This window comes from Bosea sp. PAMC 26642, from assembly GCF_001562255.1.
GTDB lineage: Bacteria > Pseudomonadota > Alphaproteobacteria > Rhizobiales > Beijerinckiaceae > Allobosea.
Genome location: NZ_CP014301.1, coordinates 1969182 through 1994956 on the forward strand (window position 1 = coordinate 1969182; position 25775 = coordinate 1994956).

27 protein-coding genes and 2 pseudogenes are annotated in these 25775 nt (G+C 65.7%); 14 read left to right on the plus strand and 15 right to left on the minus strand.

What is annotated here, in order from left to right:
- Positions 1–72: 72 nt before the first annotated feature.
- The 6 genes from AXW83_RS09330 to AXW83_RS09355 all read right to left on the minus strand — a co-directional run bounded on the left by AXW83_RS09330 (position 73) and on the right by AXW83_RS09355 (position 5313).
- Complete coding sequence (locus tag AXW83_RS09330; protein ID WP_066612583.1) at positions 73–1689, minus strand: NTP transferase domain-containing protein; 1617 nt, start codon at positions 1687–1689, stop codon at positions 73–75.
- Positions 1690–1699: 10 nt separating this feature from the next.
- On the minus strand, positions 1700–2392 hold the full coding sequence (locus tag AXW83_RS09335; protein ID WP_066612585.1) for an XdhC family protein: 693 nt from the start codon (positions 2390–2392) through the stop codon (positions 1700–1702).
- Between the two features lie 4 nt (positions 2393–2396).
- The gene (locus AXW83_RS09340; protein WP_066612587.1) at positions 2397–3026 is read right to left on the minus strand and encodes a LysE family translocator; all 630 of its coding nucleotides are present in this window, start codon (positions 3024–3026) and stop codon (positions 2397–2399) included.
- A complete protein-coding gene (locus AXW83_RS09345; protein ID WP_066612589.1) occupies positions 3026–3349 on the minus strand; it encodes an XdhC family protein in 324 nt (107 codons plus the stop codon). Before AXW83_RS09345 ends, AXW83_RS09340 begins: the two co-directional genes overlap by 1 nt.
- A gap of 160 nt (positions 3350–3509) precedes the next feature.
- Positions 3510–4712: a vWA domain-containing protein gene (locus AXW83_RS09350; RefSeq protein ID WP_066612590.1), complete on the minus strand. Its 1203-nt coding sequence runs from the start codon at positions 4710–4712 to the stop codon at positions 3510–3512.
- A 223-nt stretch (positions 4713–4935) separates the two neighbouring features.
- Positions 4936–5313: a nuclear transport factor 2 family protein gene (locus tag AXW83_RS09355; RefSeq protein ID WP_082767038.1), complete on the minus strand. Its 378-nt coding sequence runs from the start codon at positions 5311–5313 to the stop codon at positions 4936–4938.
- Between the two features lie 71 nt (positions 5314–5384).
- On the opposite strand from AXW83_RS09355, the gene AXW83_RS26485 reads away from it, so the two are divergent.
- Together AXW83_RS26485 and AXW83_RS09360 are read left to right on the plus strand one after the other, a co-directional pair.
- Positions 5385–5675: a BrnT family toxin gene (locus AXW83_RS26485; protein WP_082767039.1), complete on the plus strand. Its 291-nt coding sequence runs from the start codon at positions 5385–5387 to the stop codon at positions 5673–5675.
- Positions 5653–5862 (plus strand): alanine--tRNA ligase, encoded by a 210-nt coding sequence (locus AXW83_RS09360; RefSeq protein ID WP_066612592.1) that lies wholly within the window; start codon positions 5653–5655, stop codon positions 5860–5862. Before AXW83_RS26485 ends, AXW83_RS09360 begins: the two co-directional genes overlap by 23 nt.
- 9 nt (positions 5863–5871) lie before the next feature.
- Here AXW83_RS09360 and AXW83_RS09365 read toward each other — a convergent pair whose 3' ends face one another.
- From AXW83_RS09365 to AXW83_RS09380, 4 genes are all read right to left on the minus strand, one after another.
- Positions 5872–6786 (minus strand): AAA family ATPase, encoded by a 915-nt coding sequence (locus tag AXW83_RS09365; protein ID WP_066612594.1) that lies wholly within the window; start codon positions 6784–6786, stop codon positions 5872–5874.
- Between the two features lie 114 nt (positions 6787–6900).
- Positions 6901–7704 carry an FAD binding domain-containing protein gene (locus tag AXW83_RS09370; RefSeq protein ID WP_066612596.1) on the minus strand — a complete coding sequence of 268 codons (804 nt, stop codon included), beginning with the start codon at positions 7702–7704 and terminating at the stop codon, positions 6901–6903.
- A 138-nt stretch (positions 7705–7842) separates the two neighbouring features.
- Entirely contained in the window at positions 7843–10206 is a 2364-nt protein-coding gene (locus AXW83_RS09375) for a xanthine dehydrogenase family protein molybdopterin-binding subunit (protein WP_066612598.1), read from the minus strand.
- Positions 10207–10305: 99 nt separating this feature from the next.
- The gene (locus AXW83_RS09380; protein WP_066612600.1) at positions 10306–10818 is read right to left on the minus strand and encodes a (2Fe-2S)-binding protein; all 513 of its coding nucleotides are present in this window, start codon (positions 10816–10818) and stop codon (positions 10306–10308) included.
- Between the two features lie 351 nt (positions 10819–11169).
- On the opposite strand from AXW83_RS09380, the gene AXW83_RS09385 reads away from it, so the two are divergent.
- Complete coding sequence (locus AXW83_RS09385; protein WP_168166079.1) at positions 11170–12513, plus strand: methyl-accepting chemotaxis protein; 1344 nt, start codon at positions 11170–11172, stop codon at positions 12511–12513.
- Between the two features lie 23 nt (positions 12514–12536).
- Here AXW83_RS09385 and AXW83_RS09390 read toward each other — a convergent pair whose 3' ends face one another.
- Positions 12537–12989 carry an SRPBCC family protein gene (locus AXW83_RS09390; RefSeq protein WP_066612602.1) on the minus strand — a complete coding sequence of 151 codons (453 nt, stop codon included), beginning with the start codon at positions 12987–12989 and terminating at the stop codon, positions 12537–12539.
- A 215-nt stretch (positions 12990–13204) separates the two neighbouring features.
- On the opposite strand from AXW83_RS09390, the gene AXW83_RS09395 reads away from it, so the two are divergent.
- Together AXW83_RS09395 and AXW83_RS09400 are read left to right on the plus strand one after the other, a co-directional pair.
- Positions 13205–14461: an aconitase X gene (locus AXW83_RS09395; protein ID WP_082767040.1), complete on the plus strand. Its 1257-nt coding sequence runs from the start codon at positions 13205–13207 to the stop codon at positions 14459–14461.
- A complete protein-coding gene (locus AXW83_RS09400; RefSeq protein ID WP_066612604.1) occupies positions 14452–14862 on the plus strand; it encodes an aconitase X swivel domain-containing protein in 411 nt (136 codons plus the stop codon). Before AXW83_RS09395 ends, AXW83_RS09400 begins: the two co-directional genes overlap by 10 nt.
- 50 nt (positions 14863–14912) lie before the next feature.
- Here AXW83_RS09400 and AXW83_RS09405 read toward each other — a convergent pair.
- From AXW83_RS09405 to AXW83_RS09415, 3 genes and pseudogenes are all read right to left on the minus strand, one after another.
- Positions 14913–15292, minus strand: a pseudogene (locus AXW83_RS09405) (type II toxin-antitoxin system VapC family toxin).
- The gene (locus AXW83_RS09410) at positions 15292–15504 is read right to left on the minus strand and encodes an AbrB/MazE/SpoVT family DNA-binding domain-containing protein (RefSeq protein WP_066612607.1); all 213 of its coding nucleotides are present in this window, start codon (positions 15502–15504) and stop codon (positions 15292–15294) included. Before AXW83_RS09410 ends, AXW83_RS09405 begins: the two are co-directional and overlap by 1 nt.
- 114 nt (positions 15505–15618) lie before the next feature.
- A complete protein-coding gene (locus AXW83_RS09415) occupies positions 15619–16323 on the minus strand; it encodes a GntR family transcriptional regulator (protein ID WP_082767041.1) in 705 nt (234 codons plus the stop codon).
- A gap of 272 nt (positions 16324–16595) precedes the next feature.
- On the opposite strand from AXW83_RS09415, the gene AXW83_RS09420 reads away from it, so the two are divergent.
- The 9 genes and pseudogenes from AXW83_RS09420 (at position 16596) to AXW83_RS09460 (ending at position 24966) form a co-directional block, all read left to right on the plus strand.
- Positions 16596–16922, plus strand: coding sequence for a cupin domain-containing protein (locus AXW83_RS09420; RefSeq protein ID WP_066620222.1), 327 nt, complete (start codon positions 16596–16598; stop codon positions 16920–16922).
- Positions 16919–18151 carry an NAD(P)/FAD-dependent oxidoreductase gene (locus AXW83_RS09425; RefSeq protein ID WP_066612610.1) on the plus strand — a complete coding sequence of 411 codons (1233 nt, stop codon included), beginning with the start codon at positions 16919–16921 and terminating at the stop codon, positions 18149–18151. The genes AXW83_RS09420 and AXW83_RS09425 overlap by 4 nt, the downstream gene beginning before the upstream one ends.
- Before the next feature lie 30 nt (positions 18152–18181).
- Complete coding sequence (locus AXW83_RS09430; RefSeq protein WP_066612611.1) at positions 18182–19192, plus strand: 4-hydroxyproline epimerase; 1011 nt, start codon at positions 18182–18184, stop codon at positions 19190–19192.
- 267 nt (positions 19193–19459) lie between these two features.
- Positions 19460–20377 (plus strand): branched-chain amino acid ABC transporter permease, encoded by a 918-nt coding sequence (locus AXW83_RS09435; protein ID WP_066612612.1) that lies wholly within the window; start codon positions 19460–19462, stop codon positions 20375–20377.
- Between the two features lie 4 nt (positions 20378–20381).
- The gene (gene livM / locus AXW83_RS09440; RefSeq protein WP_156639902.1) at positions 20382–21761 is read left to right on the plus strand and encodes a high-affinity branched-chain amino acid ABC transporter permease LivM; all 1380 of its coding nucleotides are present in this window, start codon (positions 20382–20384) and stop codon (positions 21759–21761) included.
- A pseudogene (locus tag AXW83_RS09445) lies at positions 21761–22585 on the plus strand (ABC transporter ATP-binding protein); the annotation flags it as partial. The gene livM and the pseudogene AXW83_RS09445, both read left to right, overlap by 1 nt.
- A 26-nt stretch (positions 22586–22611) precedes the next feature.
- Complete coding sequence (locus AXW83_RS09450) at positions 22612–23343, plus strand: ABC transporter ATP-binding protein (RefSeq protein WP_066612615.1); 732 nt, start codon at positions 22612–22614, stop codon at positions 23341–23343.
- A 2-nt stretch (positions 23344–23345) separates the two neighbouring features.
- On the plus strand, positions 23346–23711 hold the full coding sequence (locus tag AXW83_RS09455; RefSeq protein ID WP_066612616.1) for a DUF6867 family protein: 366 nt from the start codon (positions 23346–23348) through the stop codon (positions 23709–23711).
- 139 nt (positions 23712–23850) lie between these two features.
- Complete coding sequence (locus tag AXW83_RS09460; protein ID WP_066612617.1) at positions 23851–24966, plus strand: branched-chain amino acid ABC transporter substrate-binding protein; 1116 nt, start codon at positions 23851–23853, stop codon at positions 24964–24966.
- Positions 24967–25178: 212 nt separating this feature from the next.
- Here the strand turns inward: AXW83_RS09460 and AXW83_RS09465 are convergent, their stop codons facing one another.
- Positions 25179–25733 (minus strand): RBBP9/YdeN family alpha/beta hydrolase, encoded by a 555-nt coding sequence (locus AXW83_RS09465; protein ID WP_066612618.1) that lies wholly within the window; start codon positions 25731–25733, stop codon positions 25179–25181.
- Between the last annotated feature and the right edge of the window lie 42 nt (positions 25734–25775).

Consider the following 25775-nt stretch of genomic DNA (forward strand, 5'->3'; position numbering starts at 1 on the left):
TGATCCGCCGTCTGGCCGCTTATTGGCTCGCCTCCTGACCGTCATCCCCGCTGCTCGCAAGAACCATGAACCTCAGACTCCGGCCGACACTTCCGACAAGGCCTGCAGTGCCTCGGGCGTATCCACATCCAGCGCGATCGCGGGATCGTCGAGCGCCACCTCGACGACCGCCTCTCCCGCCTCGTCGAGCAGCCGCCGGGCACCCTGATCCCCCGAGAGTTTTGCGACGGCTCCGAACAGCTCCCGCGACAGCAGCACGGGATTGCCGCGCTGGCCGAACAGCGTCGGCACGACAGCCAACGCCTCGGTGCGCTCGGCAAAAACCTGCGCCAGCCGGTCGATCACCTGAGCCGTAACATTCGGCATGTCGCCAAGCGAGACGATGACGCCCCGCGCGTCCTCGGGCAGTGCGCGCAACCCAGCCTTGACGGAACTGGCGAGACCTGTCGCGAAATCGGGGTTGTGGATGAGCCGGACATCGAGCCCGCCCAGCGCGGCCGCCACCTCGTCGGACTGGTGTCCCGTCACCACGATCACCGGACTGGCGCTGGAGGCGATCTGCGCCTCGACCGCATGGCGCACCATGGGCTTGCCGCGCACCGGCTGCAGCAGCTTGTTGGCCTGCCCCATCCGGGTCGAGCGGCCGGCCGCGAGCACCATGCCGGCGACACGGGCGGGCTCGCTGCGCCCCGGCGCGCGCGGCTGCGGGCGGGAGACGATCTCCATCAGCAGCCCGCCGACGCCCATGGCCTGGATATCGGACCGGCTGACCGGGATGCCGGCGAGGCAGCGTTGCAGCACCCAGTCGAAGCCGTTCTCCTTGGGCGAGCGGGCGCAGCCCGGCGCACCGATCACCGGCTTGCCGGCAAGCTCTCCGATCAGCAGCAGGTTGCCCGGATCGACCGGCATCCCGAGATGCTCGATCCGCCCGCCAGCCTCCAGCAGCGCCTGCGGAATCACATCACGCCGGTCCGTGATCGCCGACGCGCCGAAGATGACGACGATCTCGGCCGGGCCGGTCGCCATCGCCGCGATCGCGCGAGTAAGCGGCGCGACCTCATGCGGCACGCGCTCATCACCCGCGAGCGTCGCGCCAGCCGGCGCCAGCCGCTCCGCCATGACCCGCAGCGTCTTGTCGACGACGGAGGGCTTCAGCCCCGGCAGCAGCGTCGAGATCACGCCGACGCGTGCAGGCCGGTAGGCCGAGACTGCGATCGGCTGTGCGTCCGGAAGACTAGCCAACGCCTCCTCGACAAGGCTTTCGGCCAGACCATAGGGGATGATCTTGACCGTCCCGACCATCTCGCCGGCCACGACAGCCTTCATCGCCGGCAGGGTCGCGGCGGTGATCGCCTCGTCGATGCGATTGAACGTGTCGATCGCGGCGACATCGATCGTCAGCACACCGGCGGACGCCGCAAACAGATTCACGCGGCCCGTGAATGCGGCCTCGGTGACGACGCCCGGCCCCGCCAGCGCGGCGGCAAGCCTTGCGGCGGCACTGTTCTCATCGATATCGCCAGGCTCGAAGCGCACGGCCACGAGTTCGGTCACGCCAGCCGACGACAGCCGGACGACATCAGCGGCGCCGAGCGTCGCGCCCTTCCTGACGATGACGTCTCCGGCACGCACGCTATGGGCGGCGACACAGCCTTCGGCGTCGGCGATGGCGACAGGTCCGAATTTCATGAAATCGGGCTCAAAGCGGCTTCCGGCGCGGCCCGCGCAAGGTACTCACGATCTCGCCCAGGATCGCCAGCGCGATCTCGGCCGGCGAGACGGCGCCAATATCGAGGCCGATCGGCGCATGAATGCGCGCTGTCGCCGAGGCATCGAAGCCGGCCGCCGTCAATCGCTCGATACGCTTGCCATGCGTCTTCCGGCTGCCAAGCGCACCGATGTAGAAGCACTCGGAGCGCAGCGCGGCCTCAAGTCCGGGATCGTCGATCTTGGGGTCATGCGTCAGCGCCACGAAGGCTGTGTAGGCATCGAGCGGCAGCCGCGCCAACGCCTCGTCAGGCCATTCCGCCAGCAGCGTCACCTCGGGAAAGCGCTCCGGCGTGGCGAAGGCGGTGCGCGGGTCGATCACGCTGATGTCGAGGTCGAGCAGCTTCGCCATCGGCGCCATCGCCTGCGATATATGCACCGCCCCGGTGACGACGATGCGTGGATGCGGCGCCTGCACGGTCAGGAAATACGAACCACCATCGGCCTCGACCATGCCGCTCTTGCCCATGCGCAGTTGCTTGTCGAGTACGCTCGCCAGCGGGTCGGCGGCGATCGCCGCAGCCTTCACCAGCCGCTGTGCACCGCTCGCAATGTCTGTGACGAGCACGGTGGCGCGGCGGGCGGCGCGCTCGGCATTCAACACGGTCAGGACGGAGAGGTCCATCGCCTCAGCCCTTTTCGGTGGCGAGCTTGACGCCGAGACCGATCATCAGCGAGCCGCCAAGCCAGCGCCCGAAAGCGAAGCCCGTCTTAGTCTTCTTCATCCTCTGGACGATCGCGGAAGCACCCAGCACCGTGACGAGGTCGGCCGAGGAAAAGGCAAAATTGACGATCGTCCCGAGGATGAGGAACTGTGCCGAGACCGGAAGAGAGCCTGCCGGATCGACGAATTGCGGCAGCAGAGCGATGAAGAACAACGCGACTTTGGGGTTGAGGACCTCGACGATGAAGCTGTCGAGCAGCGCACGCTTTACCGTCTTGGACGCCGTCACCGGCGTGTCCGTCTCGGACAGCTTCGTGCGGATCATCCCGATGCCGAGCCAAACCAGATAGAGCGCACCGGCGAGCTTCACCGCGACATAGAGTTCCGGCACATGCTTGAACACGACCGAGAGCCCGAAAGCCGCCGCCAGGACATGAGCATAGCAGCCCAGATGAATGCCGAGCATCGCCATGAAGCCGGCCCGCCTGCCATGCGCGATCGTCTGCGCCGCCGTGTAGAGCAGCGCCGGCCCCGGAATATAGGCGACGAGCAACGTCAGCGTCGCGAAGGCAAGGAGTGTTTCCCAGGAGGCCATCAGTTCACCTTCTCGACATAGACGCGGATTTTTCCGCCGCAGGACAGCCCGACCTTCCAGGCGGTCTCATCGGCGACGCCGAATTCGAGCGTGCGCGCCTTGCCATCAGCGATGACCTCGGACGCCTCTTCGACGACCGCGCCCTCGACGCAGCCGCCCGAGACCGAGCCCTGAAAATTCCCCTCCCCGTCGATGACGAGATGCGAGCCGACCGGCCGCGGCGCCGAGCCCCAGGTCTCGATCACGGTGGCAAGCGCGACGCCGCGCCCGGACGTCGCCCAGGCTTCGGCAGTGGCGAGGATGTCGGTGTCCGTGCTGATCATGGGGCGACCTCGAAGTGTGATGTCACTGCAGTGAAGGCGAACCGCCATCCGTCGTTGCGAGGAGCGAAGCGACGAAGCAATCCAGGGGGCGTCGAGCACGCGGCTCTGGATTGCCTCGCTGCGCTCGCAATGACGGAGGAGCATCGTCGTAGATCATGCCTCACCCGGCCTTCTTCAACCACTGGCGCGGATCGCTCTGCCGCTCTGCGTGGGGCGAAAGCGCCGCGCAGAGATCGGCCATCGCAGCGAGGTTATGAATCGGCCGGAACGAATCGACATGGGGCAGCATCGTCCGGATGCCGCTGGCCCGCGCCTCGAAAGCCCCGAAACGCAGCAGCGGGTTGAGCCAGACCAGTTGCCGGCACGAGCGATGCAGCCGGTCCATCTCGAAACCGAGCTCGCCGTCGAGATGGCGCTCCAGCCCGTCGGTGAAGAGCAGCACGACAGCCCCGCCCGCCAGCACCCGGCGCGACCAGATCCGGTTGAACGTATGCAGCGCCGTCGAGATGCGCGTTCCGCCCTCCCAATCGGGCGCGGCACGGCCCGCCAGCGCCAGCGCCTCGTCGGGATCGCGCGAGCGCAGGGAGCGCGTGACATTGGTCAGCCGCGTCCCGAACACAAAGGAATGCACCCGCCGCCGCTTTTCGGTGATCGCGTGCAGGAAATGCAGGAAGATGCGCGAATATTCCGCCATCGAACCGGAGATATCGACGAGCGCCACGACAGGTGGATGAACCTCCGCCCGCTCCCGGAAGGCCAGATCGATCGAGCCGCCGCCGCCCCGCAGCGAGCGCCGAAAGGTCCGGCGCGGATCGATCCGCACGCCCTGATGCGAAGCCTGGAAACGCCGGGTCGGCACCGTGTCGTCGGGCAGGCGCAGGGCCGCGATGAGCTGCTTGGCCCGGGCGATCTCGGCCGCGCTCATCTGCGCGAAATCACGCGACTTCAGCGTCTCCTTGTCCGACAGTGTCAGCCGTGCCGACAACTCGGTCAATTCGGTCGGTGGCTCGTCGTCCTCGCGCTTGGGCGGCGCGAAAGCCTCTGCAACCCGTAGCGCGCCGGCCTCCTCCTTCTGCGGCTGGCTGTCGGCGCCGGGCGAAACCGGCGACATCTGCGCCATCAGCTTCTCGATCAGGGCCCGCCGGCGCCAGAACAATCGGAAGGCCTGATCGTAGACGACGCTGTCCTCATGCTTCTTCACGAAGATCGCGTGCAGCGCCCAATAGACATCGTCGCGCTCGCCCAACGCCCCCTCGGCCAGCGCCTCGACAGCCTCGATCACGGCGCCGGGGCCGACGGGAACCCCGGCGATCCGCAGCGCACGGGCGAAATAGGCGACGTTCTCGGGGAGTTTTCCGGTCAATGTCCCCTTCCCCCCGCTTCCCCATGTCGGGTGTTCCCGACATGGGCAGGCATTGCTGGAAGTCGGGTAAACCCGACTTCCAGCAGGGAAGGGTTAGGGATGGGGGGGCGTGCAGAACTTGCCTCGACGTCCGAACCGTTCGACTCTCCCCCCCATCCCGGCCCTGCCCACCGCAAGCGGGGGGAGGGAGAAGAGTCGCCGCCGCCGCAAGGGGCAAGCAAACTCAAGCCCCCATCTCCGTCATGAACACCTTCTGGACGATCTGCCATTTGCTCTCGATCTTCAGGAAGGACAGCAGATCGGTGAAATAGCGTGGCGGCATCTGGCATTTCACCTTCACCAGCGCCAGCGTCGGCCCGACGAGGTCGATCGTCAGGACATGATCGCCCCGCGCCAGACCGGCGGCCTTGGGCGAAGGCCTGTTGCGCACCGCCTCGAACCACTCCGCCCGCGGCACGATCTTGATCGCGCCATCATCCTGCGCGCTCGTCAGCGCGCTCGTCGGATGGAAGACCTGTTCGAGCTTGCCGACATCGCCCTCATAGAGCCCGTTGAGATAGGTCCAGGTCGCCGCCTCGATCGCCTTGATGTCGTTGTTCATGGCCTTGCCTCCCGAGATGTTTGGCGCTTGATTGGCATCGATGATAAGCTTGTGGTGCAGGATTGTATCGCGTGCGCTTTGAATGGGATCCGGCAAAAGCGGAGAGCAACGCGCGCAAACACGGCATACGCTTCGAGACGGCGACACGCGTTTTCGCGGACCCGCTTGCGTTGACAGAGTATAGCGGGGCGGAAGGTGGCGAACATCGTTGGAACACGATCGGCATGATCGACACGCATCTATTGCTTGTCGTCGTCCATACCGACCGAAATGACTGCTTGATCGAAGTCCTGCGTATCATTTCAGCCCGCCCGGCCGACAGGAAGGAGAAGCGACGTTATGAGCAAGATAGTCAGATATGAGTTCGACCTCGCCAATCCTCCGGCTCTCACGCCCGAGCAACTGGCCGAGATCGAAGCCCTGAAGAACAGGCCTGACAGCGAAATCGACTACTCCGACATCCCGCCGCTCGATGACAAATTTTGGGCCAACGCCGTGCGTAATCCCTATCTCGGCCCCGATCGCAAGGGCACGCGGAAGGCGGGCTAACGCCATCCCTCAACGCCCCGCCTCGGCCTTCACCTGATCCAGCAACTCGCGCACCTTCGAGCCCTGCATCGCCTGGATGTCGTCCTGGTATTTCAGCAGCGCGCCCAGCGTATCCGAAACCAGCGCCGGATCGAGGGCGACTGCGTCGAGTTCCACCAAAGCGCTCGCCCAGTCGAGCGTTTCGGCGACGCCGGGCGCCTTGAACAGCTCCTCCTTGCGGATCGCCTGCACGAAAGCCACGACCTGCTTCGCCAGTTTGGCCGGCGCCTGCGGCGCGCGCGCCTTCAGGATGGCGAGTTCCCGTGCCGCATCGGGATAACCGACCCAGTGATACAGGCAGCGCCGCTTCAGCGCGTCGTGGATCTCCCGCGTCCGGTTCGAGGTCAGGATCACGATCGGGGGCTCGGCCGCCTTTATCGTGCCCAGCTCCGGGATCGTCACCTGCGAATCCGCCAGAACCTCGAGCAGGAAGGCCTCGAAGGCCTCGTCCGTACGGTCGAGTTCGTCGATCAGCAGGATGGGCGGCCCGCCCTCCTGCGGCTCCAGTGCCTGCAGCAGCGGCCGTTTGACGAGGTATCTCTCCGAGAAGACGTCGCTTTCCAAACGCTCGCGGTCACCACTTGTGCCGCCGGCCTCCGCCAACCGGATCGCCATCATCTGCCCGGCATAGTTCCATTCGTAGACGGCAGACGCCAGATCGAGCCCCTCATAGCATTGCAGCCGGATCAGCTTGCGCCCGAGCGCCACCGAAAGCGTCTTGGCGATCTCGGTCTTGCCAGTGCCGGCCTCGCCCTCCAGCAGCAGCGGCCGCTTCATGCGCAAGGCGAGGAACAGCACGGTCGCAAGCGAGCGGTCGGCGACATAGCCTTGAGACTGCAGCAGGGCCAGCGTGGCGTCGATGGAAGCGGGAACGGCAGAGGGCATGACAACTCGCGTCATGCTCGGGCTTGACCCGAGCATCTCATAGGAATGAGTCGTAGCTAGTCTTGGGACGGATGCTCGGGTCAAGCCCGAGCATGACGTCGCAGATGATCGCGCCTACCGCCCCACCGCCTGCGCCACCGCCTGCTTCGCCATCACGCCGATCAGATGGGCGCGGTATTCTGCGTCGGCGTGCATGTCGGCATTGATGTTCTGGGCCGAGGCCTTGACGCCATCGAGCGATTTCGGCGCGAAGCGGACCCTCAGCGCTGCTTCGCCTTCGGGCCAGCGGAACACGCCGCTCGCTCCGGCGCCGGTCACCGCGACCCGGATATCGGCGCCGCGCTTGGCGACGAAGACCCCGACCAGCGCATAGCGCGAGGCGGGATTCCGAAATTTCGCATAGCCGGCCCTGGAGGCGAGCGGGAACGCGATCCTGGTGATGATCTCGCCTTCGTCCAGCGCCGTCTCGTAGAGACCGGTGAAGAAGTCGTCGGCGAAGAGCTTGCGCCTGTTGGTGATGATCGTTGCGCCGAGCGCGAGGCAGGCGGCAGGGTAATCGGCCGCCGGATCGTTGTTGGCCACCGAGCCCCCGATGGTGCCGCGATGGCGCACATGCGGATCGCCGATATGCGAGGCGAGATAGGCCAGGCCCGGAATGGCCTCCTGCACGAGCGTCGATTCAGCGACCTCGGCATGGGTCGCCATCGCGCCGATGACGATGGTGCGGCCCTTGCGGGCGATGCCCTTGAGATCCGCGCAGGCGCCGAGATCGATCAGCGCGCTGGGCGCCGCGAGCCGCTGCTTCATCGTCGGCAAAAGCGTGTGCCCGCCGGCCAGCAGCTTGGCGTCCTCCTTCTTGGCAAGGAGACCTGCGGCCTGCCGGGCCGTGGCGGGGCGGTGAAAGGTGAAGGCGTACATGGGCTTGATCCCTTGCTGAAATACGCGGGAGTCATCCCGGCCGGAGCGAAGCGGAGAGCCGGGATCCATTCCGGAACGAGTCAGGAATGGATCCCAGATCGGCGCTGCTTCGCAGCTTGTCCGGGATGACGGAGGAAACTACTCGGCAGCCATTCTCTTGATGCTCTTCTGCGCCGCGCGCCACACGGCCTGCGGCGTCGCCGGCATGGCGATATCCTCATGGCCGAGCGCGTCGGTGATGGCGTTGATCACGGCCGGCGGCGACGCGATCGCGCCCGCCTCGCCGCAGCCCTTGATGCCGAGCGGGTTGGACGGACATGGCGTCACCGTCATGCCCACCTGAAAGGACGGAAGATCGTCGGCGCGGGGCATGGCGTAATCCATGAAGCTCGCCGTCAGCAGCTGTCCTTCGGCGTCATAGCGTGCCCCTTCGAGCAGCGCCTGGCCGACGCCCTGGGCGATGCCGCCATGCACCTGCCCCTCGACGATCATCGGGTTGATGACGTTGCCGAAATCATCGACCGCCGCCCAGCGCTCGATTGTCGTGATGCCGGTCTCGGGATCGATCTCGAGTTCGCAGATATGGACGCCGGCCGGGAAGGTGAAGTTGGTCGGGTCATAGAAGGCGCCCTCCTTCAGCCCCGGCTCCAGATCCTGCCCGTTGAACTTGTGGGCGACATAGGCCTGAAGCGCACACGACCCGAAATCGAGCGTCCTGTCGGTGCCCTTCACCCTGAAGTGACCCTCAGTGAAATCGATGTCGGCCTCGTCGGCCTCCAGCACATAGGCCGCGACCTTCTTGCCTTTGGCGATGACCTTGTCGACAGCCTTGAAGATCGCCGACATACCGACGGCGCCCGAGCGCGAGCCGTATGTGCCCATGCCCATCTGCACCTTGTCGGTGTCGCCATGGATGATCGAGACATTGTCGATCGGGATGCCGAGCCGGTCGGAGACGAGCTGGGCGAAGGTCGTCTCATGGCCCTGGCCGTGGCTGTGCGAGCCGGTCAGCACCTCGACCGTCCCGACAGGATTGACGCGCACCTCCGCCGATTCCCACAAGCCGACGCCGGCGCCGAGCGACCCGACCGCTGCCGAGGGCGCGATGCCGCAAGCCTCGATATAGGAGGAGAAGCCGATGCCGCGCAGCTTGCCGTTGCGGGCGGAGTCGCGCTTGCGCTTGCCGATGCCCTTGTAGTCGATGATCTCCAGCGCCTTCTTCAGCGCAGCGCCGTAATTGCCGGCGTCGTACATCATGATCACCGGCGTCTGGTGCGGGAATTTCCTGATGTAGTTCTGCATCCGGAACTTGGCTGGGTCTTTGCCGAGTTCACGCGCCGCGACCTCGACCAGCCGCTCGACCACGAAGGTCGCCTCCGGCCGTCCCGCGCCGCGATAGGCATCGACCGGCGCAGTGTTGGTGTAGACCGCGTCGACCTCGGCATAGATCGCCGGAATGTCGTAGGAGCCCGAGAGCAGCGGCGCGTAGAGATAGGTCGGCACCGACGAAGAGAAGGTCGACAGATAGGCGCCGAGATTGGCCGTGGTCTTGACGCGCAGCGCCGTGATCTTGCCGTCCGCATCGGTCGCGAGTTCGGCATGGGTGACGTGGTCCCGTCCATGCGCATCGGAGAGGAAGGCCTCGGTCCGGTCGGCATTCCACTTCACCGGCCGGCCGACTTTTTTGGCCGCCCAGACGCAGACCGTTTCCTCGGCATAGATGAAAATCTTCGAGCCGAAGCCACCGCCGACATCGGGCGCGATCACGCGCAGCTTGTTCTCCGGCGCGATCCCGATGAAGGCCGAGAGCACGAGGCGCGCGACATGCGGGTTCTGGCTTGTGGTGTAGAGCGTGAACTGCCCCTCGCCCTGGTCGTAGTCGCCGACGGCCGCGCGCGGCTCCATCGCATTCGGCACCAGCCGGTTGTTGACGATGTCGAGCTTCGTGACGTGCTTTGCCACCGCGAAGGCCTTCTCGGTCTCGTCCTTGTTGCCGAGATGCCAGTTGAACACGGTGTTGTCGGGCGCCTCGGCATGGACGACCGTCTTGGCGCCCGCCGCACTGGCGGTGTCGACGACAGCAGGAAGCACGCCGTAATTGACGACGATCGCCTCCGAGGCGTCACGTGCCTGCGCCAGCGTCTCGGCCACGATCACGCAGACATGGTCGCCGACATAGCGCACCTTGCCTTGCGCCAGCGCCGGATGGGCGCCCGCCCGCATCGGCGAGCCATCCTTGTTGTGGATCATCCAGCCGCAGATCAGCCCGCCGACCTTGTCGGCCGTGAGATCGTCGCCGGTGAAGATGCCCAGCACGCCGGGCATGGCTGCGGCAGCCGCCGTATCGATCGACTTGATGGTGGCGTGAGCATGAGGCGACCGCAGGAAATAGGCATAAGCCTGGCCGGGCCGGTTGATATCGTCGGTATAGCGGCCCTGCCCGGTGATGTAGCGATGATCTTCCTTGCGACGGACCGAGGCGCCGATTCCGGTTGCGGACATGGTGGTTCCTCCTCAGCGCGCCTCTGACGGGCACGTCATGACCTCAAGACAAGGCCCGCACGGGATAGCGCGGGCCGCAGCGTCTCACTCGCAGGCCCTTCACTCAGCCGCCTGGCGAGGCGGTTCCTTCTTGTCCATCGCCTGCCCGCCCATCGCCTCGGCTCCGGCGGCGACGGCCTTGATGATGTTGTGGTAGCCCGTGCAGCGGCAGATGTTGCCGTCGAGGTCCTCGCGGATCGTCTTTTCGTCCAGCACGCTGCCGCGCCGGTTCACGATATCGACGGAGGACATAATCATGCCGGGGGTGCAGAAGCCGCATTGCAGGCCGTGATGCTCGCGAAAGGCCTCCTGCATCGGGTGTAGCGTGCCGTTCACGGCCAGCCCCTCGATCGTCATCACCGAGGCACCCTCGAGCGAGACCGCCAGAATCGTGCAGGCCTTCACCGCCTTGCCGTCGACATGCACCACGCAGGCGCCGCACTGGCTGGTGTCGCAACCGACATGCGTTCCCGTCAGGCGAAGGTTCTCGCGCAGGAATTGAACCAGCAATGTCCGGGGGTCGATCGTGCCGGTGACGGCTTTGCCGTTCACCGTCATGGAAACTAGGGCCATGGGCATTCCTCCTTTAACCCGGGTCTCGCGCCCGGCTTGAGACGTCGCGTCGGCCGTTGCGCTTGAAGCCTCTCGTCGAACCACCGGTTCGAAAAGAGTCAGCTTTTCCTTGGAACAGCTCGAAAGGGAATGTGGACCCGCGATTTTGTGCGGTCAAGCGGCGGTGGATTCCGACAACAGCGCGTTTGATTGCGTTTTCCGCGCGTTTTTGCGCGCTCGCATCGTTCAAGCCCATATGCCCATGCGCGCGCAGCGCAACCGCCCGTGATACCCTTTGGACATTCTTAACGCGGTCCAACCAAGCTGAGCCGGCGTCGCGGTCGATCCGTCGGCGCCATGATGGGTTGGGCCGTGCTGTCGATCGATGACCAGATCCAACGCCGCTTGCGCACGATCGGCTATGGCGATGCGCAGCGCGCAAGGCTGCAATATCATCTCGCGATCGTCGATCGGGTGATCGATCGGATCATTGCCGAGGATTTCGAGCGAGCCTTCACGATCCATCCGATATTGCGCGACAGCGTCGAGCCTGTGGCCGACACGCTCTATCCGCTCGAAGCCAGCCACTTCAGGCTGCTTTTCGAAGGCGCCTTCGACAGCCGCTACAGCGAGTCGATCGACCGCCTGTGCCGTTTGGAGCGCAGCGCCAAGGTCGGCCCGCGTCCGCGGGTTTCCATCGCCCTGACCCTGATCAAGGAAATTCTGCTCGGGAGCCGCAAGGCCGCGATCCTGTCGCCGAAGCAGCTGAGACGCGACCTCTACATCATCGAACGTCTTCTCACCTACGACATCAACACGGCGATCACCCTCGATCGGGACATCGCAGCGGAAGAGGCCGGGCGCCGCGAGACGGCGCTCGACGAGGCCGCGGTGAGCCTGCGGGCACGGATCGGCACGCTCGACGCCACAATCAGCAGCGCAGTCGAACAGTTCGTCGCGACCTCGGCGGAAACCGCCGAGGCGACCGCCTTCATCAAGGAACAGGTCGGCGGAGTGGCGCGCGCTTCGGTGCTCGTCCGCGAAAAGGCGCTGCAGACAGCCGCCGCGACCGAGCAAATGTCGGCCAACATCGCCGAAATCGGCCAGCGGGCCCATCAGAGTCTGGCCATCGCGAACCGTGCAGTCGATGATGCGCAGGCGATGAACCTGGCTATCGCCCGGCTGCGCGACGTCACCGGGAGCATCGGCACGGTCGTCGGCCTGATCGCCGATATTGCCGCGCAGACCAATCTTCTGGCGCTGAACGCGACGATCGAGGCGGCCCGCGCCGGCGAGGCCGGTCGCGGGTTCGCGGTGGTGGCGGCCGAGGTCAAATCGCTGGCGACTCAGACGGCGAGCGCGACCCAGGACATCGCCAGCCAGATCGCCGAGCTCGCTGCCAGCGCTCAGGCCTGCAGCGCCCATGCGGCTTCGATCGGCGGGACGATCGGCGAGATCAGGCTGGATTCGCAGGCGATCTCGGACGCCGTCTTCCAGCAGGGTTCGGTCACGGCGACGATCGCCCGCGACGCGTCGGACGTGGCAGACAGCTCCGACGAGGCGATTTCGCGCGCCGACGCCGTCAATGGCAGCCTGGTCACGACGGCAAAGGCGTTGGAGCGCGCCAACCTTGCCGCCTCCGACATCGCGCTTCAGGTCGGAGCCGCGGAAGCCACCGTCGGCGAGGCGCTGGCGACGCTTCGCCGCGCATCCTGAGGCCCCGCTTCGTTCGCGGCGGCTCAGCCTTCGCTGACCGCCTTGGCGAAATTGGCGAAAAATTCGTCGGCCAGCTTCTTCGACACCGAATCGATCAGCCTTGCGCCGAGCTGCATCAGCTTGCCGCCGACCTGCGCCTCGACATCGTAGCGCAGCACGGTCTGTCCGCCGTCCACCTCGGTCAGCCCCACCTTCGCACCACCCTTGGCGAAACCGGCGATTCCGCCCTCGCCCTCGCCCTGGATCCGGTAGCCATTGGGCGGATCGAGATCGACGAGTTCGACCTTGCCCTTGAACGTCGCTTTCACCGGCCCGAGCTTGATCTTCACCACGGCCGAGAAATGCGTGTCGTCGTCCTTGTTGAGCTGTTCGCAACCGGGAATGCAGGCCTTCAGCACCTCGGCATCGTTTAGCTTGGCCCAGACCACCTCCTTGGAGGCCGGCAAGGTGACCTCGCCATTCATCGTCATCGCCATGGCGTCACTCCCTCGATCTCATCTGCAGCTCTCCGGCTCATGTTGCGGCCAGACCGGCCTCGGGTCTATCCAAGCATGAGCGGCCACTACCCATGATCGGAAAGCGGCGATGCGCACAAGGGATGATCGGTGACGATAGCCTGCAACCGCGCCCCGCGACGAGAGATGCGAGACTGGGAGGCGGCGCAAGCCCGGTATCGAGCGATTCTCGCCCCATGACGCGGCTCACCCCCGAGGAGCAGGCTATCGCCGGTGGCGCCCGGGGCGCCGGCGCCGCCATGGCGATGCGCATCGTCGCGGACTCGGCGAGGCTGATGGGTGCGCCCCGGCTGATCCCGGTCGCCTCGGCCCATATCGACGGCGCACTCTACCACGGTGATTCCGGCACGCTTTTCGCCGAAAAACTGGTCGAGGGCGGCGCCAGGGTCGCGGTGCGCGCGACGCTGAACGTCGGCTCCCTTTCGCCCGCCGGCTGCGCCGCGATCCGGCTCCCCGCTCATGAGCGCGGGATGGCGCGGCGCATGATGACAGCCTATGAGGCGATGGGCTGCGAGCCGAGCTGGACCTGCGCGCCCTATCAGGCCGGTCACCGGCCGGACGCCGGGACCGACGTCGCCTGGGGCGAATCCAACGCGGTCGTCTTCTGCAATTCGGTGCTCGGCGCCCGCACCAACCGCTATGGCGACTTTCTCGACATCGCCTGCGCCATCGCCGGCTGCGCTCCCGACTACGGTCTGCACCGGCCGGAAAACCGGCTCGCCACTCTGGTGATCGACGTTGGCGGCCTGTCGCGCGCCCTGCGCGCCTCGGACGTGTTCTATCCCGTGCTCGGCACCTTTCTCGGCCGCACCGCGGGCAGCGCGGTCGCGGTGATCGACGGCCTGCAGGGCTGCACCACCGAGGACCGGCTGAAGGCGCTTGGTGCGGCGGCCGCCTCGGCTGGAGGCGTCGGCCTCTTCCACATTGCGGGCGTGACGCCGGAGGCGCCTGATCTCGCCACGGCGCTCGGACACCAACCCGCCCAGGAAACCATCAGGCTGACGCCCGAGGCCGTGCACGCGACACTGGCGCGTCTCTCGACCGCGGGCGATACGCAACGCATCGACGCGGTCGCGATCGGATCGCCCCATCTCTCGCTTGCCGAGATCGAGGAGGTCCGCGACAGGCTCGCCGGGCGCAGGCTCGCGGTGCCGCTCTACGCCAACACCGGCCGCCACGTCGTCGGGCCGCTCGCCGACGGCCGCCGCGCCGAGCTGGAAAGCGCCGGCGTCGTCTTCGTCGTCGACACCTGCGTCGTCGTCACCCCGATCCTGCCCGAAATCCAGGGCGCGGTGCTGATGACCAATTCCGGCAAGTTCGCGCATTACGCGCCCGGCAATACCGGCTACGCCGTGACCTATGGCTCGCTGGCCGAATGCGTCGAGAGCGCCGTCGCCGGGCGACTCGTCAGGGAGCCGCGCGCATGGAGCTGACGGCCGACATCCTGATCCCCGGCGAGGCCGTCTCCGGGCCATGCCTGGCACTGACCGCCCCGATCAGCTTCTGGGGCGGCATCGACCCGCGCAGCGGCACGATCATCGATGCGCGCCATCCGCAACGCGGCGAATGCATCGCCGGTACCGTGCTGGCGCTGCCGGGCACCATTGGCTCCTCCTCGGCGTCCGCCGTGCTGCTCGAACTCGTCCATGCCGGCAAGGCCCCCGCCGCGATCCTGATGGACGCGCCCGACGCGATCCTGCTGCTGGGCCTCATCGTCGCCCGCGAGATGGGCTGGCCCGTGCCGCCGGCCATGCGAGTGTCGGCGTCCGAGCAAGGAAATCTCGCCGGACACCGGCTTCTGCTGTCGAAGGCTGGCACGATCACGACCGTCTGAGCCGGAAGACGAATGCACTCGGGGGAGTCCGCAGCCCATGGCTACCCCCGTCAGGCACTGTCCTTGGCGACCAGCACAACGTGGTCCAGGCCTTCGAAATGCCTGTCGCAGGTCAGCAGTCGCCACCCTGCTCCAACGCTGTCGCATAGATAATCGCGTCGGCCGTCGCCAGCTTGTGAAGCCGGCCCAGGTCGGCGGCGAGCAGGGCAATGCCCGTATCCAGCGGAACAACGCGGCAGGTCTGGGTATAGGCGATCAGGCGGTCGGCTGCGTCTTCCGAAATCTCGCGCGTCACCCATTTCGCCAACTCGAACTGCACAAGCGTCGGAACGATCGTCTCGTCGCGCGCCGGCCAGAACGGCATGAGTTGCGCGCCCGTATGCGAGTCCATCAGCCACTCGATCCACGCCGACGTATCGACGACGCGCATCAGACACGGTCTTTTCGGTCACGATAGCCGTTACCCCGCGCTCCACGGGCGACGCCGCGCAGATCGTCGAGCTCCGGCGCGGGGATCACGAGGACGCCGGTGCCCTTGGGAATGAACACGAATTCCTGTCCAGCCTGCCATGCCTGAGCGATCCTGACGGATTTGGGAACGCTGATCTGGAACTTCGACGAGAGCCTTGCCCGGGCGTTCATCCCTGCTTCCTCCGGATCGATCGACGAACCGTAAGACGCTAGCATGTATCGCAGGATCGCACCACAAACGTCCCGGCACCGGCCAAGCAGATATATCGCTGCCAGCTCCCGCCCCTACTCCCGCGCGAGGGTCGCCAACAGGCCGCTCCTCAGATGCGCCATCAGCGCGTCGCTGGCTGCCATCGCGGCAGGGGGGTCGGCGGTCGCCAGCGCCTGGGCGAAGGCGACATGATGGGCAGCGGCCGGCATGAGATCGTCCTGCCGCTCGAAATGGTACCAGGCCCGCCGGATCAGCGCCTGCAACGGCTCGACCGCGCGCGTCGCATAGGGACTTCGGGCGGCAGCCGCGACGGCGGCGTCGAACGCCTTGTCGAGCCGCATATAGGCGTTCGCGTCGCCTGCTTCCGCCGCGAGCCGCATCTCGCGTGCCCCTTCGACGATCGCGATGCGCTCCCGCGGGCTGGCGCGTCTGGCCGCATCCGCCGCGATCAGCCGCTCGAGCACCTCGCGCGCATCGAGCGCCGCCATGATATCGATCGCATTGATGTCGGCGACCACGACGCCCTTGCGAGGCAAGATCGCGACGAGACCGTGCTGGGCCAGCCGGATCAGCGCCTCGCGCACCGGCGTACGACCGACGCCGACGAGGTCGATCAGTTGCGCCTCCGTCAAAGCGGCGCCCGGCCTTAGCGACAGCGTCACGATCGCCTCTTCGAGGCGGCGATAGGCGATTTCGGACAGGCTTAGCCCAACATCGGACTGCAATGCTCCAGGCGCGTCATCGGCGGAGCGTGGGTTGGACAGGAACTGCAAGCTCATCGAACAAGACACGCCCGCCGGGGCAGGATTGACGCGCAAAGGATCATTGATATATCACCTGATCAAATCGGTTTCCGGACATTGCCTTCATTTTGAAGATGAAACGGCCCGGCAAGCAAGGCGGATTTGTCGTGACGCGGCGGTATCCGGCCCGCATGCCAGGATGGGCTTGCCGCTGTTTGGCAGGTCCATGAGGATCAGACTGGTCGCTCGCGATCGGTTTCAATGACGCGGTCGCGCCTCGCATGGCCTCGCTCAGGATCGGAGTTTCGATGGCCTTCACCTGCGATATACCGGCCCTTCCAACCGTCCAGCAGGACGACGGCGCCATCCGGATCACGCGCCGGGATTTCGAGCCTGGCGCCGTCACGGGTTGGCACAGCCATGGCTGGCCCTATTTCGTCGTGATGCTGATGGCCGGAACGCTGCGCATCCATGACGGCAAGACCGAGACCGACGTGCCGCTGGCTCAGGGGCAGGCCTATATGCGCCCCGCCGGCATCGAGCACGACGTCATGAACGGCTCGCCTCATCCGATTGCCTTCGTCGAGATCGAGATCAAGAAGCCCTCGGCATTGCAGGAACTCCAGCTGCCATGAAGGTCGCGATCGTCGGCGCAGGCATCGTCGGGGTCGCCGTCGCGCACGCGCTGCTCGACGAGGGGCACAAGGTCCTGATCATCGACCGGCACGGTCCGGCTTTCGGCCCCTCGCGCGGCAATGCCGGATGGATGGCCCACACCGACATCCTGCCGATCGCAAGTCCCAAGAACCTGCGGCAGGTGCCTAAATTCCTGTTTGACCCTCTCGGCCCGCTCTCGATCCGCCCAGCCTATCTGCCGAAGCTCCTGCCATGGCTCGTCCGCTTTCTGCTGGCGGCGCGGCCCGACGCTTATGAGCGCTCGATTCGGGGGCTTGCCGCCCTGCAGCAGCGCGCCTTGCCGGCCTGGCTCGCCCGGGCCGAACTGACCGGCCTGAACCACCACATCCATCGCAAGGGCGGGCTCTACGCCTTCACCGACAAGGCCGCTTTCGACGAGGCCGGCAAGATCGCGCGCAGGCAGGCCGAGTTCGGTATCAGGGTCGAGATGATCGACGCACCCGAACTGCGCCGGCTCGAGCCCGCCCTGAAGGACCGCTTCGTGGGCGCGGCCTTCCATCCCGACACCGCCCATATCAGCGACCCCCTGCAGCTGACGCTGGCTCTGTTCGAAGCGGCCGTGGCCCGTGGCGCGACGTTCGAGAAGGCCGACGTCACCAACATCTCGACCGGCGAGCGCCCTGCCCTGATCGGCCCCGACGGCTGGCAGCGCGTCGTGGATAAGGTCGTGATGGCGGCCGGCGCTTGGTCGAGGCCGCTGGCGGCAGCGCTCGGCGATACCGTGCCACTCGACACCGAGCGCGGCTACAACGTCAGTTTTCCGGGCGTCACCGGCCTGACCTCACGCCCGATCGGGTTCGAAGGCCACGGCTTCGTCATGACGCCACTCGAAAGCGGCCTGCGCATCGGCGGCGCGGTCGAGTTCGGCGGGCTGGACGCAGCCCCAAACCATGCCCGCACGCGGGCGCTCTACGACAAGGCCTCGACGCTGGTCGGCGGGCTCCCGCGCTTCGAGAGCGGCACGCTCTGGATGGGCTTTCGTCCGTCTCTGCCCGATTCGCTGCCGGTCATCGGCCGGGCCAGCCGAAACCACAATGTCGTCTATGCCTTCGGGCACGGACATTACGGGATGACGCAGTCGGCCGCGACCGCCAGCCTCGTCGTGGATCTCGTCGCCGGCCGCGAGCCGGCGCTCGATATGAGCTATTACAGCCCACGCCGCTTCTGAATCGATCTTTCAGCCGACAGAGCCAAACCCATGACAACTCACACCTTCTTCTGCGTCGACGGCCACACCTGCGGCAATCCCGTGCGCATGGTCACGGGCGGTGGCCCGGTGCTGAAGGGCGCCGACATGGTCGAGAAGCGGGCGGATTTCCTCAGCCGCTTCGACTGGATCCGGACCGGGCTGATGTTCGAGCCGCGCGGCCACGACATGATGTCGGGCGCGATCCTCTACCCGCCGACGCGCGATGACGCCGACATCGCCTTCCTCTTCATCGAGACCTCCGGCTGCCTGCCGATGTGCGGCCACGGCACGATCGGCACCGTCACGATGGCACTGGAGCGCGGGCTGGTGACGCCGCGCCAGGAGGGCGTTCTGAAGATCGACACGCCGGCTGGCCTCGTGACCGCGACCTATATCCGCAACGGGCCCTATGTCGACAGCGTCCGCATCACCAACATCGCGAGCTACCTCCATGCGAGCGGTCTGACCGCCCATGTCGAGGGCCTTGGTGAGGTCAACGTCGATGTCGCCTATGGCGGCAATTTCTACGCGATCGTCGATCCGCAGGAGGCAATCCATGACATCGCCGAGGTGAATCCATCCGATCTGCTGCGCTGGAGTCCGAAGCTGCGCGCTGCGCTGAATGCGAAATACCAGTTCGTCCATCCGGAGAATCCGGCCATCAACGGCCTGAGTCATATCCTTTGGACCGGCGCGCCGACGGTCGCCGGCGCCCATGCCCGCAACGCGGTCTTCTACGGCGACAAGGCACTGGATCGCTCGCCCTGTGGCACCGGCACCTCCTCACGCATGGCGCAATGGGCGGCCCAGGGGAAACTCAAGGTCGGCGACGAGTTCGTCCATGAAAGCATCATCGGCACGCTCTTCAGGGGGCGCGTCGAGGCCACGGCCAAGGTCGGCCCCCACGACGCGATCATCCCCTCGATCGAGGGCTGGGCCCGCATGACCGGCTACAACACCATCTTCATCGACGACCGCGACCCGCTGGCGCACGGGTTCCAGCTGGCGGACAAGGGCTAAAGCTCTCGACCCATGTTCATCGCTCACACGAACGCCCGCCAGCATGCCCACCTTGCAATCATCTTGCGCGAAATCGCCTCTTGGCCGCACAGAAGAGTGCACAAGAAACCGGCAGTGCGCGCCAGATTGCTTTTGACAGAAATTTAAGCCGGCGCGATTGTCGAACCCGCAAGGCATTGGTAGCTCTGCGTAGCAATCGCATCCCGCATGCGCCGGCGTCATGCCGTCGAGAAGAACGGGAGCGAACGAGAGGGGTCGGTCGTCGATATGGAAGTGTTTCTCCAGCAGCTCATCAACGGGCTGACCCTGGGGTCGATCTACGGCCTCATCGCCATCGGCTACACGATGGTTTTCGGCATCATCGGCATGGTGAATTTCGCCCATGGCGACATCTTCATGCTGTCGGCCTTCATCGCGCTGATCTTCTTCATGCTGATCGCCTCCTGGTTCGGTGCGGGGCTGATCGTCGTGGCGCTGATCGTCGTCCTCGTCCTGGCGATGTTCTTCACCTCGCTGTGGAACTGGGCGATCGAACGCGTCGCCTACCGGCCACTGCGCGGCTCCTTCCGCCTCGCCCCGCTGATCTCGGCGATCGGCATGTCGATCTTCCTGATGAACTTCGTCCAGGTCGTGCAGGGCCCGCGCAACAAATCGACGGCGCCGATGCTCAACAAGTCGATCACGCTGATCGAGAGCACGACCTATTCTGTCCAGATCTCCTACAAGCAGATCGTCATCATCGTCACGACCGCCGTGCTGCTCGCCGCCTTCTGGTACATCGTCCAGAAGACGCCGCTCGGCCGGGCCCAGCGCGCCTGCGAGCAGGACCGCAAGATGGCGGCTCTGCTCGGCATCGACGTCGACCGCACGATCTCGATCACCTTCGTCATGGGCGCGGCGCTCGCCGCCGTCGCCGGCGTCATGTATCTCGTCCTCTACGGCGTGGTGAGCTTCAATGACGGCTTCATCCCCGGCGTGAAGGCCTTCACCGCCGCCGTACTCGGCGGCATCGGCTCCCTGCCCGGCGCCGTCATCGGCGGCCTCCTGATCGGCCTGATCGAGGTGATGTGGTCGGCTTATTTCACCATCGACTACAAGGATGTCGCGGCATTCTGCATCCTGGCGATCGTGCTGGTCTTCATGCCCTCGGGCATCCTGGGCCGGCCCGAAGTCGAGAAGGTCTGACGCGATGACAGCCATCCCGACACCTGCGGCGCGCGAGCGCGACATGAAGGCCGCGCTCAAGGAAGCGGCTTTCGCGGCGCTGATAACCTTCGGCCTGTGCATCCCGATCATCGCCTGGGGCACGCGCCAGAACATGGACAACGTGCTGGTGCTCGACCAGCGCTGGGACGCCGTCGCCTGGGCGGTCGCGATCGTCTTCGTCGGCCGTTTCCTGGTGGCCCTGCGCGCCCAGGGCAAGGCCGAGCGGCAGTCGCTGGTGCGCTTCCTGCCGCATGGCACCTTCGCCTGGCTGCAGCGCCATTCGCGCACCTTCTCAGCTTTGGGACTGGGCTTCCTCGTCACCTTCCCCATTATTGCGATCACGCTGACCGGCTGGGGCGGCGCGCTGAAATGGATCGACAATTTCGGCGTCCAGATCCTGATCTACGTCATGCTCGGCTGGGGCCTTAACATCGTGGTCGGCCTCGCCGGACTGCTTGATCTCGGCTACGTCGCCTTCTATGCGGTGGGCGCCTATTCCTACGCGCTGCTGGCGAAGAATTTCGGCCTGTCCTTCTGGGTTCTGCTGCCGCTCTCGGGCATTCTCGCCGCCTTCTGGGGCATGCTGCTCGGCTTCCCGGTGCTGCGCCTGCGCGGCGACTATCTCGCCATCGTCACGCTCGCCTTCGGCGAGATCATCCGCCTCGTCCTGATCAACTGGGTCGATTTCTCCGGCGGCTATGCCGGCATCTCCGGCATTCCGCGCCCGAGCTTCTTCGGCATCCCGTTCAACGCCAGCGATACGGGCTTCGCCGCCGTCTTCGGGCTCGAATTCTCGCCGCTCTATCGCACGATCTTCCTCTACTATCTGATCCTGTGCCTGGCGCTGTTGACCGCCTTCGTGACGCTGAGGCTGCGCCGCCTCCCCGTCGGCCGCGCCTGGGAAGCTTTGCGCGAAGACGAGATCGCCTGCCGCTCGCTCGGCATCAACACCACGAACACGAAACTGACCGCCTTCTCGATCGGCGCCATGTTCGGCGGCTTCGCCGGCGCCTTCTTCTCGGCGCGGCAGGGTTTCATCAGCCCTGAATCCTTCGTCTTCATGGAATCGGCGATCATCCTCGCCATCGTCGTGCTCGGCGGCATGGGCTCGCTCTGGGGCTGCGCCATCGCCGCCATCGCCATGATCGGCGGCACCGAACTGCTGCGCGAACTCGACTGGCTGAAGCAGATCTTCGGCCAGGACTTCGACCCGACCAAGTATCGCATGCTGATCTTCGGGCTGGCCATGGTGGTGATCATGATCTGGAAGCCGCGCGGCCTGATCTCGACGCGCGAACCCACCGCCTTCCTGAAGGAGAAGAAGACGATCTCGGCCGACATGGTCCAGGAGGGTCACGGCTGATGGCGACCCCTGCCCTTCTCCAAAAACCCTTGCTGCAAGTCGAGCATCTGACGATGCGCTTCGGCGGCCTGACCGCCGTCAACGACCTCTCCTTCGAGGCCCGCAAGGGCGACATCACCGCCCTGATCGGCCCCAACGGCGCCGGCAAGACCACCGTCTTCAACTGCATCACCGGCTTTTACAAGCCGACCGAAGGCATGATGACGCTCACGCAGGATTCAGGCGCGGCCTTCCTGCTGGAGCGGATGCCCGACTTCCAGATCTCCTGGAAGGCCAAGGTCGCCCGCACCTTCCAGAACATCCGCCTGTTCGGCGGCATGACCGTGCTGGAGAACCTGCTGGTCGCGCAGCACAACCCGCTGATGATCGCGTCGGGCTACACCTTCCTCGGCGTCCTCGGCATCGGCGGCTACAAGGCCCGCGAGAAGGAGGCGATCGAGAAGGCGACGTTCTGGCTCGAGAAGATCGGCCTCATCGACCGCGCCGACGACCCCGCCGCCGATCTGCCCTATGGCGACCAGCGCCGGCTCGAAATCGCGCGCGCCATGTGCACCGATCCGCAGCTGCTCTGCCTCGACGAGCCCGCAGCCGGCCTCAACCCGCGCGAAAGCCTCGACCTCAACAACCTGCTGCTCTCGATCCGCAAGGATATCGGTACGGCGCTGCTGCTGATCGAGCACGACATGTCGGTGGTGATGGAAATCTCCGACCATGTCGTCGTGCTCGACTACGGCACCAAGATCGCCGACGGCACGCCGGCTGAAGTCCAGGCCGATCCGAAGGTGATCGCGGCCTATCTCGGCGTCGACGACGAAGAGGTCGCGGCGGTGGAAGCGGAGGTCGGCATCGCATGACTGAAGCCGCCCCGATGCTCGCCGTACGCGGCGTCAAGACCTACTATGGCAAGATCATCGCGCTGAAGGGCGTCGATATCGACGTCCGCCAGGGCGAGATCGTCACCATGATCGGCGCCAACGGCGCCGGCAAATCCACCTTGATGATGACGATCTTCGGCAATCCGCAGGCGCGCGAAGGCACCATCACCTATGAGGGCCGCGACATCACGAAGATGCCGAGCCACGAGATCGCGCGCCTGGGCATCGCCCAGTCGCCGGAAGGCCGCCGCATCTTCCCGCGCATGACCGTGTTCGAGAACCTGCAGATGGGCGCGGCCGTGCGCGGCCTCGAGCATTTCGACGAGGACCTCGAAAAGATCTGCGTGCTGTTTCCCCGCATCAAGGAGCGCCTGCAGCAGCGCGGCGGTACGCTGTCGGGCGGCGAGCAGCAGATGGTGGCGATTGCACGCGCCCTGATGGCGCGGCCCAAGCTCCTGCTGCTCGACGAGCCCTCGCTCGGACTAGCCCCGCTGATCGTCAAGCAGATCTTCGAGGCGATCCGCGAGCTCAACAAAACCGAAGGCCTGACCGTCTTCCTGGTCGAGCAGAATGCCTTCCATGCCCTGAAACTCGCTCATCGCGGCTATGTCATGGTCAACGGCGTCGTCACCATGAGCGGCACCGGCAAGGACCTGCTCGCCAACCCACAGGTCCGGGCGGCCTATCTCGAAGGCGGGAGGCACTGACGATGCAGGGCATCCTCTACGAAGAACCGACGATCTGGCTGTTCCTGCTCGTCACCGTCGTGATGGGCGGCTGGCTCGCCTGGATGTCGGGCCGCGCCGTCGCCAAGACCTGGAAGCCGACCTACCAGATCGTGCTCTACATGCTGGTGCTCGGGCTGGTCGTGCGCTTCATCCATTTCGCCCTGTTCGAGGCGACCCTGCTGACGCTGCATTACTACATCGTCGACACCATCATCCTGATGGCTTTCGGCTTTGCCGGCTGGCGCTACAACCGCGCCAAGCAGATGACGACGCAGTATCGCTGGCTCTATGAGCGGACCGGCCCATTCAGCTGGAAGCCGCGCGAAGGCGGCTCCACAACGGCCTAAAGACGCAGAAATCACACGAGCTTGACACGTGACAGACCGTTGAAAAAGCGCAAGACTGCGTTTCACGGTGGCAACACGCGCCGAGACGGGCGGACCATCCAGCCCGTTCATGATTGACAAGACAGGGGAGTCTTACTCGATGAAAAAACTGCTGTTGAGCGGTATCGCGCTCGGCGCGGTCCTCGCCTTCTCCGGCGTGGCCAATGCCCAGATCAAGATCGGCGTCGCCGGTCCGATCACGGGTCCCAATGCGGCCTTCGGCGCCCAGCTCAAGAACGGCACCGAACAGGCGGTCGAGGACATCAACGCGGCCGGCGGCATTCTCGGCCAGAAGCTCGTTCTCTCGGTCGGCGACGACGTCTCCGATCCCAAGCAGGGCGTCTCCGTCGCCAACAAGTTCGTCGGCGACGGCGTCAAGCTGGTGGTCGGCCACTTCAACTCCGGCGTCACCATGCCGGCGTCGGAAGTCTATGCCGAAAACGGCATCCTGATGATCTCGCCTTCGGCCACCAACCCGAAGATCACCGAGCGCGGGCTCTGGAACGTCTTTCGCACCTGCGGTCGCGACGACCAGCAGGGCGAGGTCGCGGCGGCCTACATCGCCAAGAACCTCAAGGACAAGAAGATCGCCGTCGTCCACGACAAGACCACTTACGGACAGGGCCTCGCTGACGAAACCCGCAAGGGTCTGGTCAAGGCCGGTATTAAGGACGTGCTCTATGAAGGCGTCAACGCCGGCGAGAAGGACTTCTCGGCGCTCATCTCCAAGCTGAAATCGGTCGGCGCCGACTATCTCTACTGGGGTGGCCTGCACACCGAAGGCGGTCTGGTCGTGCGCCAGATGCGCGATCAGGGCCTCAAGACCGTGATGATCTCGGGCGACGGCATCACCACCGACGAGTTCGCCACGATCGGCGGCCCCGGCGTCGAAGGCACGCTGATGACCTTCCCGCCGGACCCGCAGAAGCGTCCCGAGGCGGCTTCGATCATCCAGAAGTTCGAAGCGAAGAAGTTCAAGCCCGAGGCCTACACCCTGTACAGCTACGCAGCCGTGCAGATCATGGCCGAAGGCGCCAAGCGCGCGAACTCGGTCGATCCCAAGAAGATCGCCGCCGCCCTGCATGGCGCGGCTGCGGTAAAGACCGTCATCGGCGACATCGCCTTCGACAAGAAGGGCGACATCACCCGCCCCGACTACACCATGTACACCTGGAAGAAGGGCGCGGACGGCAAGATCACCTATATCGAGAACTGATCTCGTCGGCTGATCGAAGCCTCTGAACAAGAGACCCGCCCCGGAGCGATCCGGGGCGGGTTTTTCTTTGTCATTCCGGGGCTTCGCAAAGCGAAGAACCCGGAACCCACGACCGGGTGAACCTTACAGATGCTGTTGGAAATGCTCCCCCGGTCGTGGATTCCGGGTTCGCTGCTGCGCAGCGCCCCGGAATGACAGGCCGTGTCAGCTTCTCAGCCCAAACGTCTGAGAAAGCCCGCGAATTGCAGAAGGCCGTCGGGCCAGGGCCCATGTCCCGAGTCGCTGTTGAGATGGCCGCTGTCGCCGGCATCGACGAAATCCGCGCCCCAGGCCGCCGCCAGAGCGCGCGCCTCGTCCTGGTCGCAATAGGGGTCGGTCGCGCTTGCGATCACGGTCGCCGGAAAAGGCAGAAGCTGACGCCGATGCTCGGCGAAATCGGCGGCCATATCGGGCAGCGCGAGCTTGGCCGCCTCCGAAGGAGGCGCCACCAGAAAGGCGCCGGCGACCTCGCCGGGCTTCAGATGCTCGGCCGCGTGTGCGATCGCGCTGACGCCGGCGGAATGTCCGACGAGCACGACCGGCCGGCTCGCCGCCCGTACGGCCTCGACGATGCGCCCGCCCCAAGCGTCCCGTCTCGGCTTCAACCAGTCGTCCTGCTCGACCAGCCGCGCCGTCGAGAGCCTGGCCAGCCAGCGGCTTTGCCAGTGGTCAGGCCCGGACCCGGACCAGCCGGGGATGATGAGGATGTCAGTGTCGGAGGTTTTCATGGCCGTTCAGTTAAAGCCGCTTCCGCAGGATACCAGAGGCGT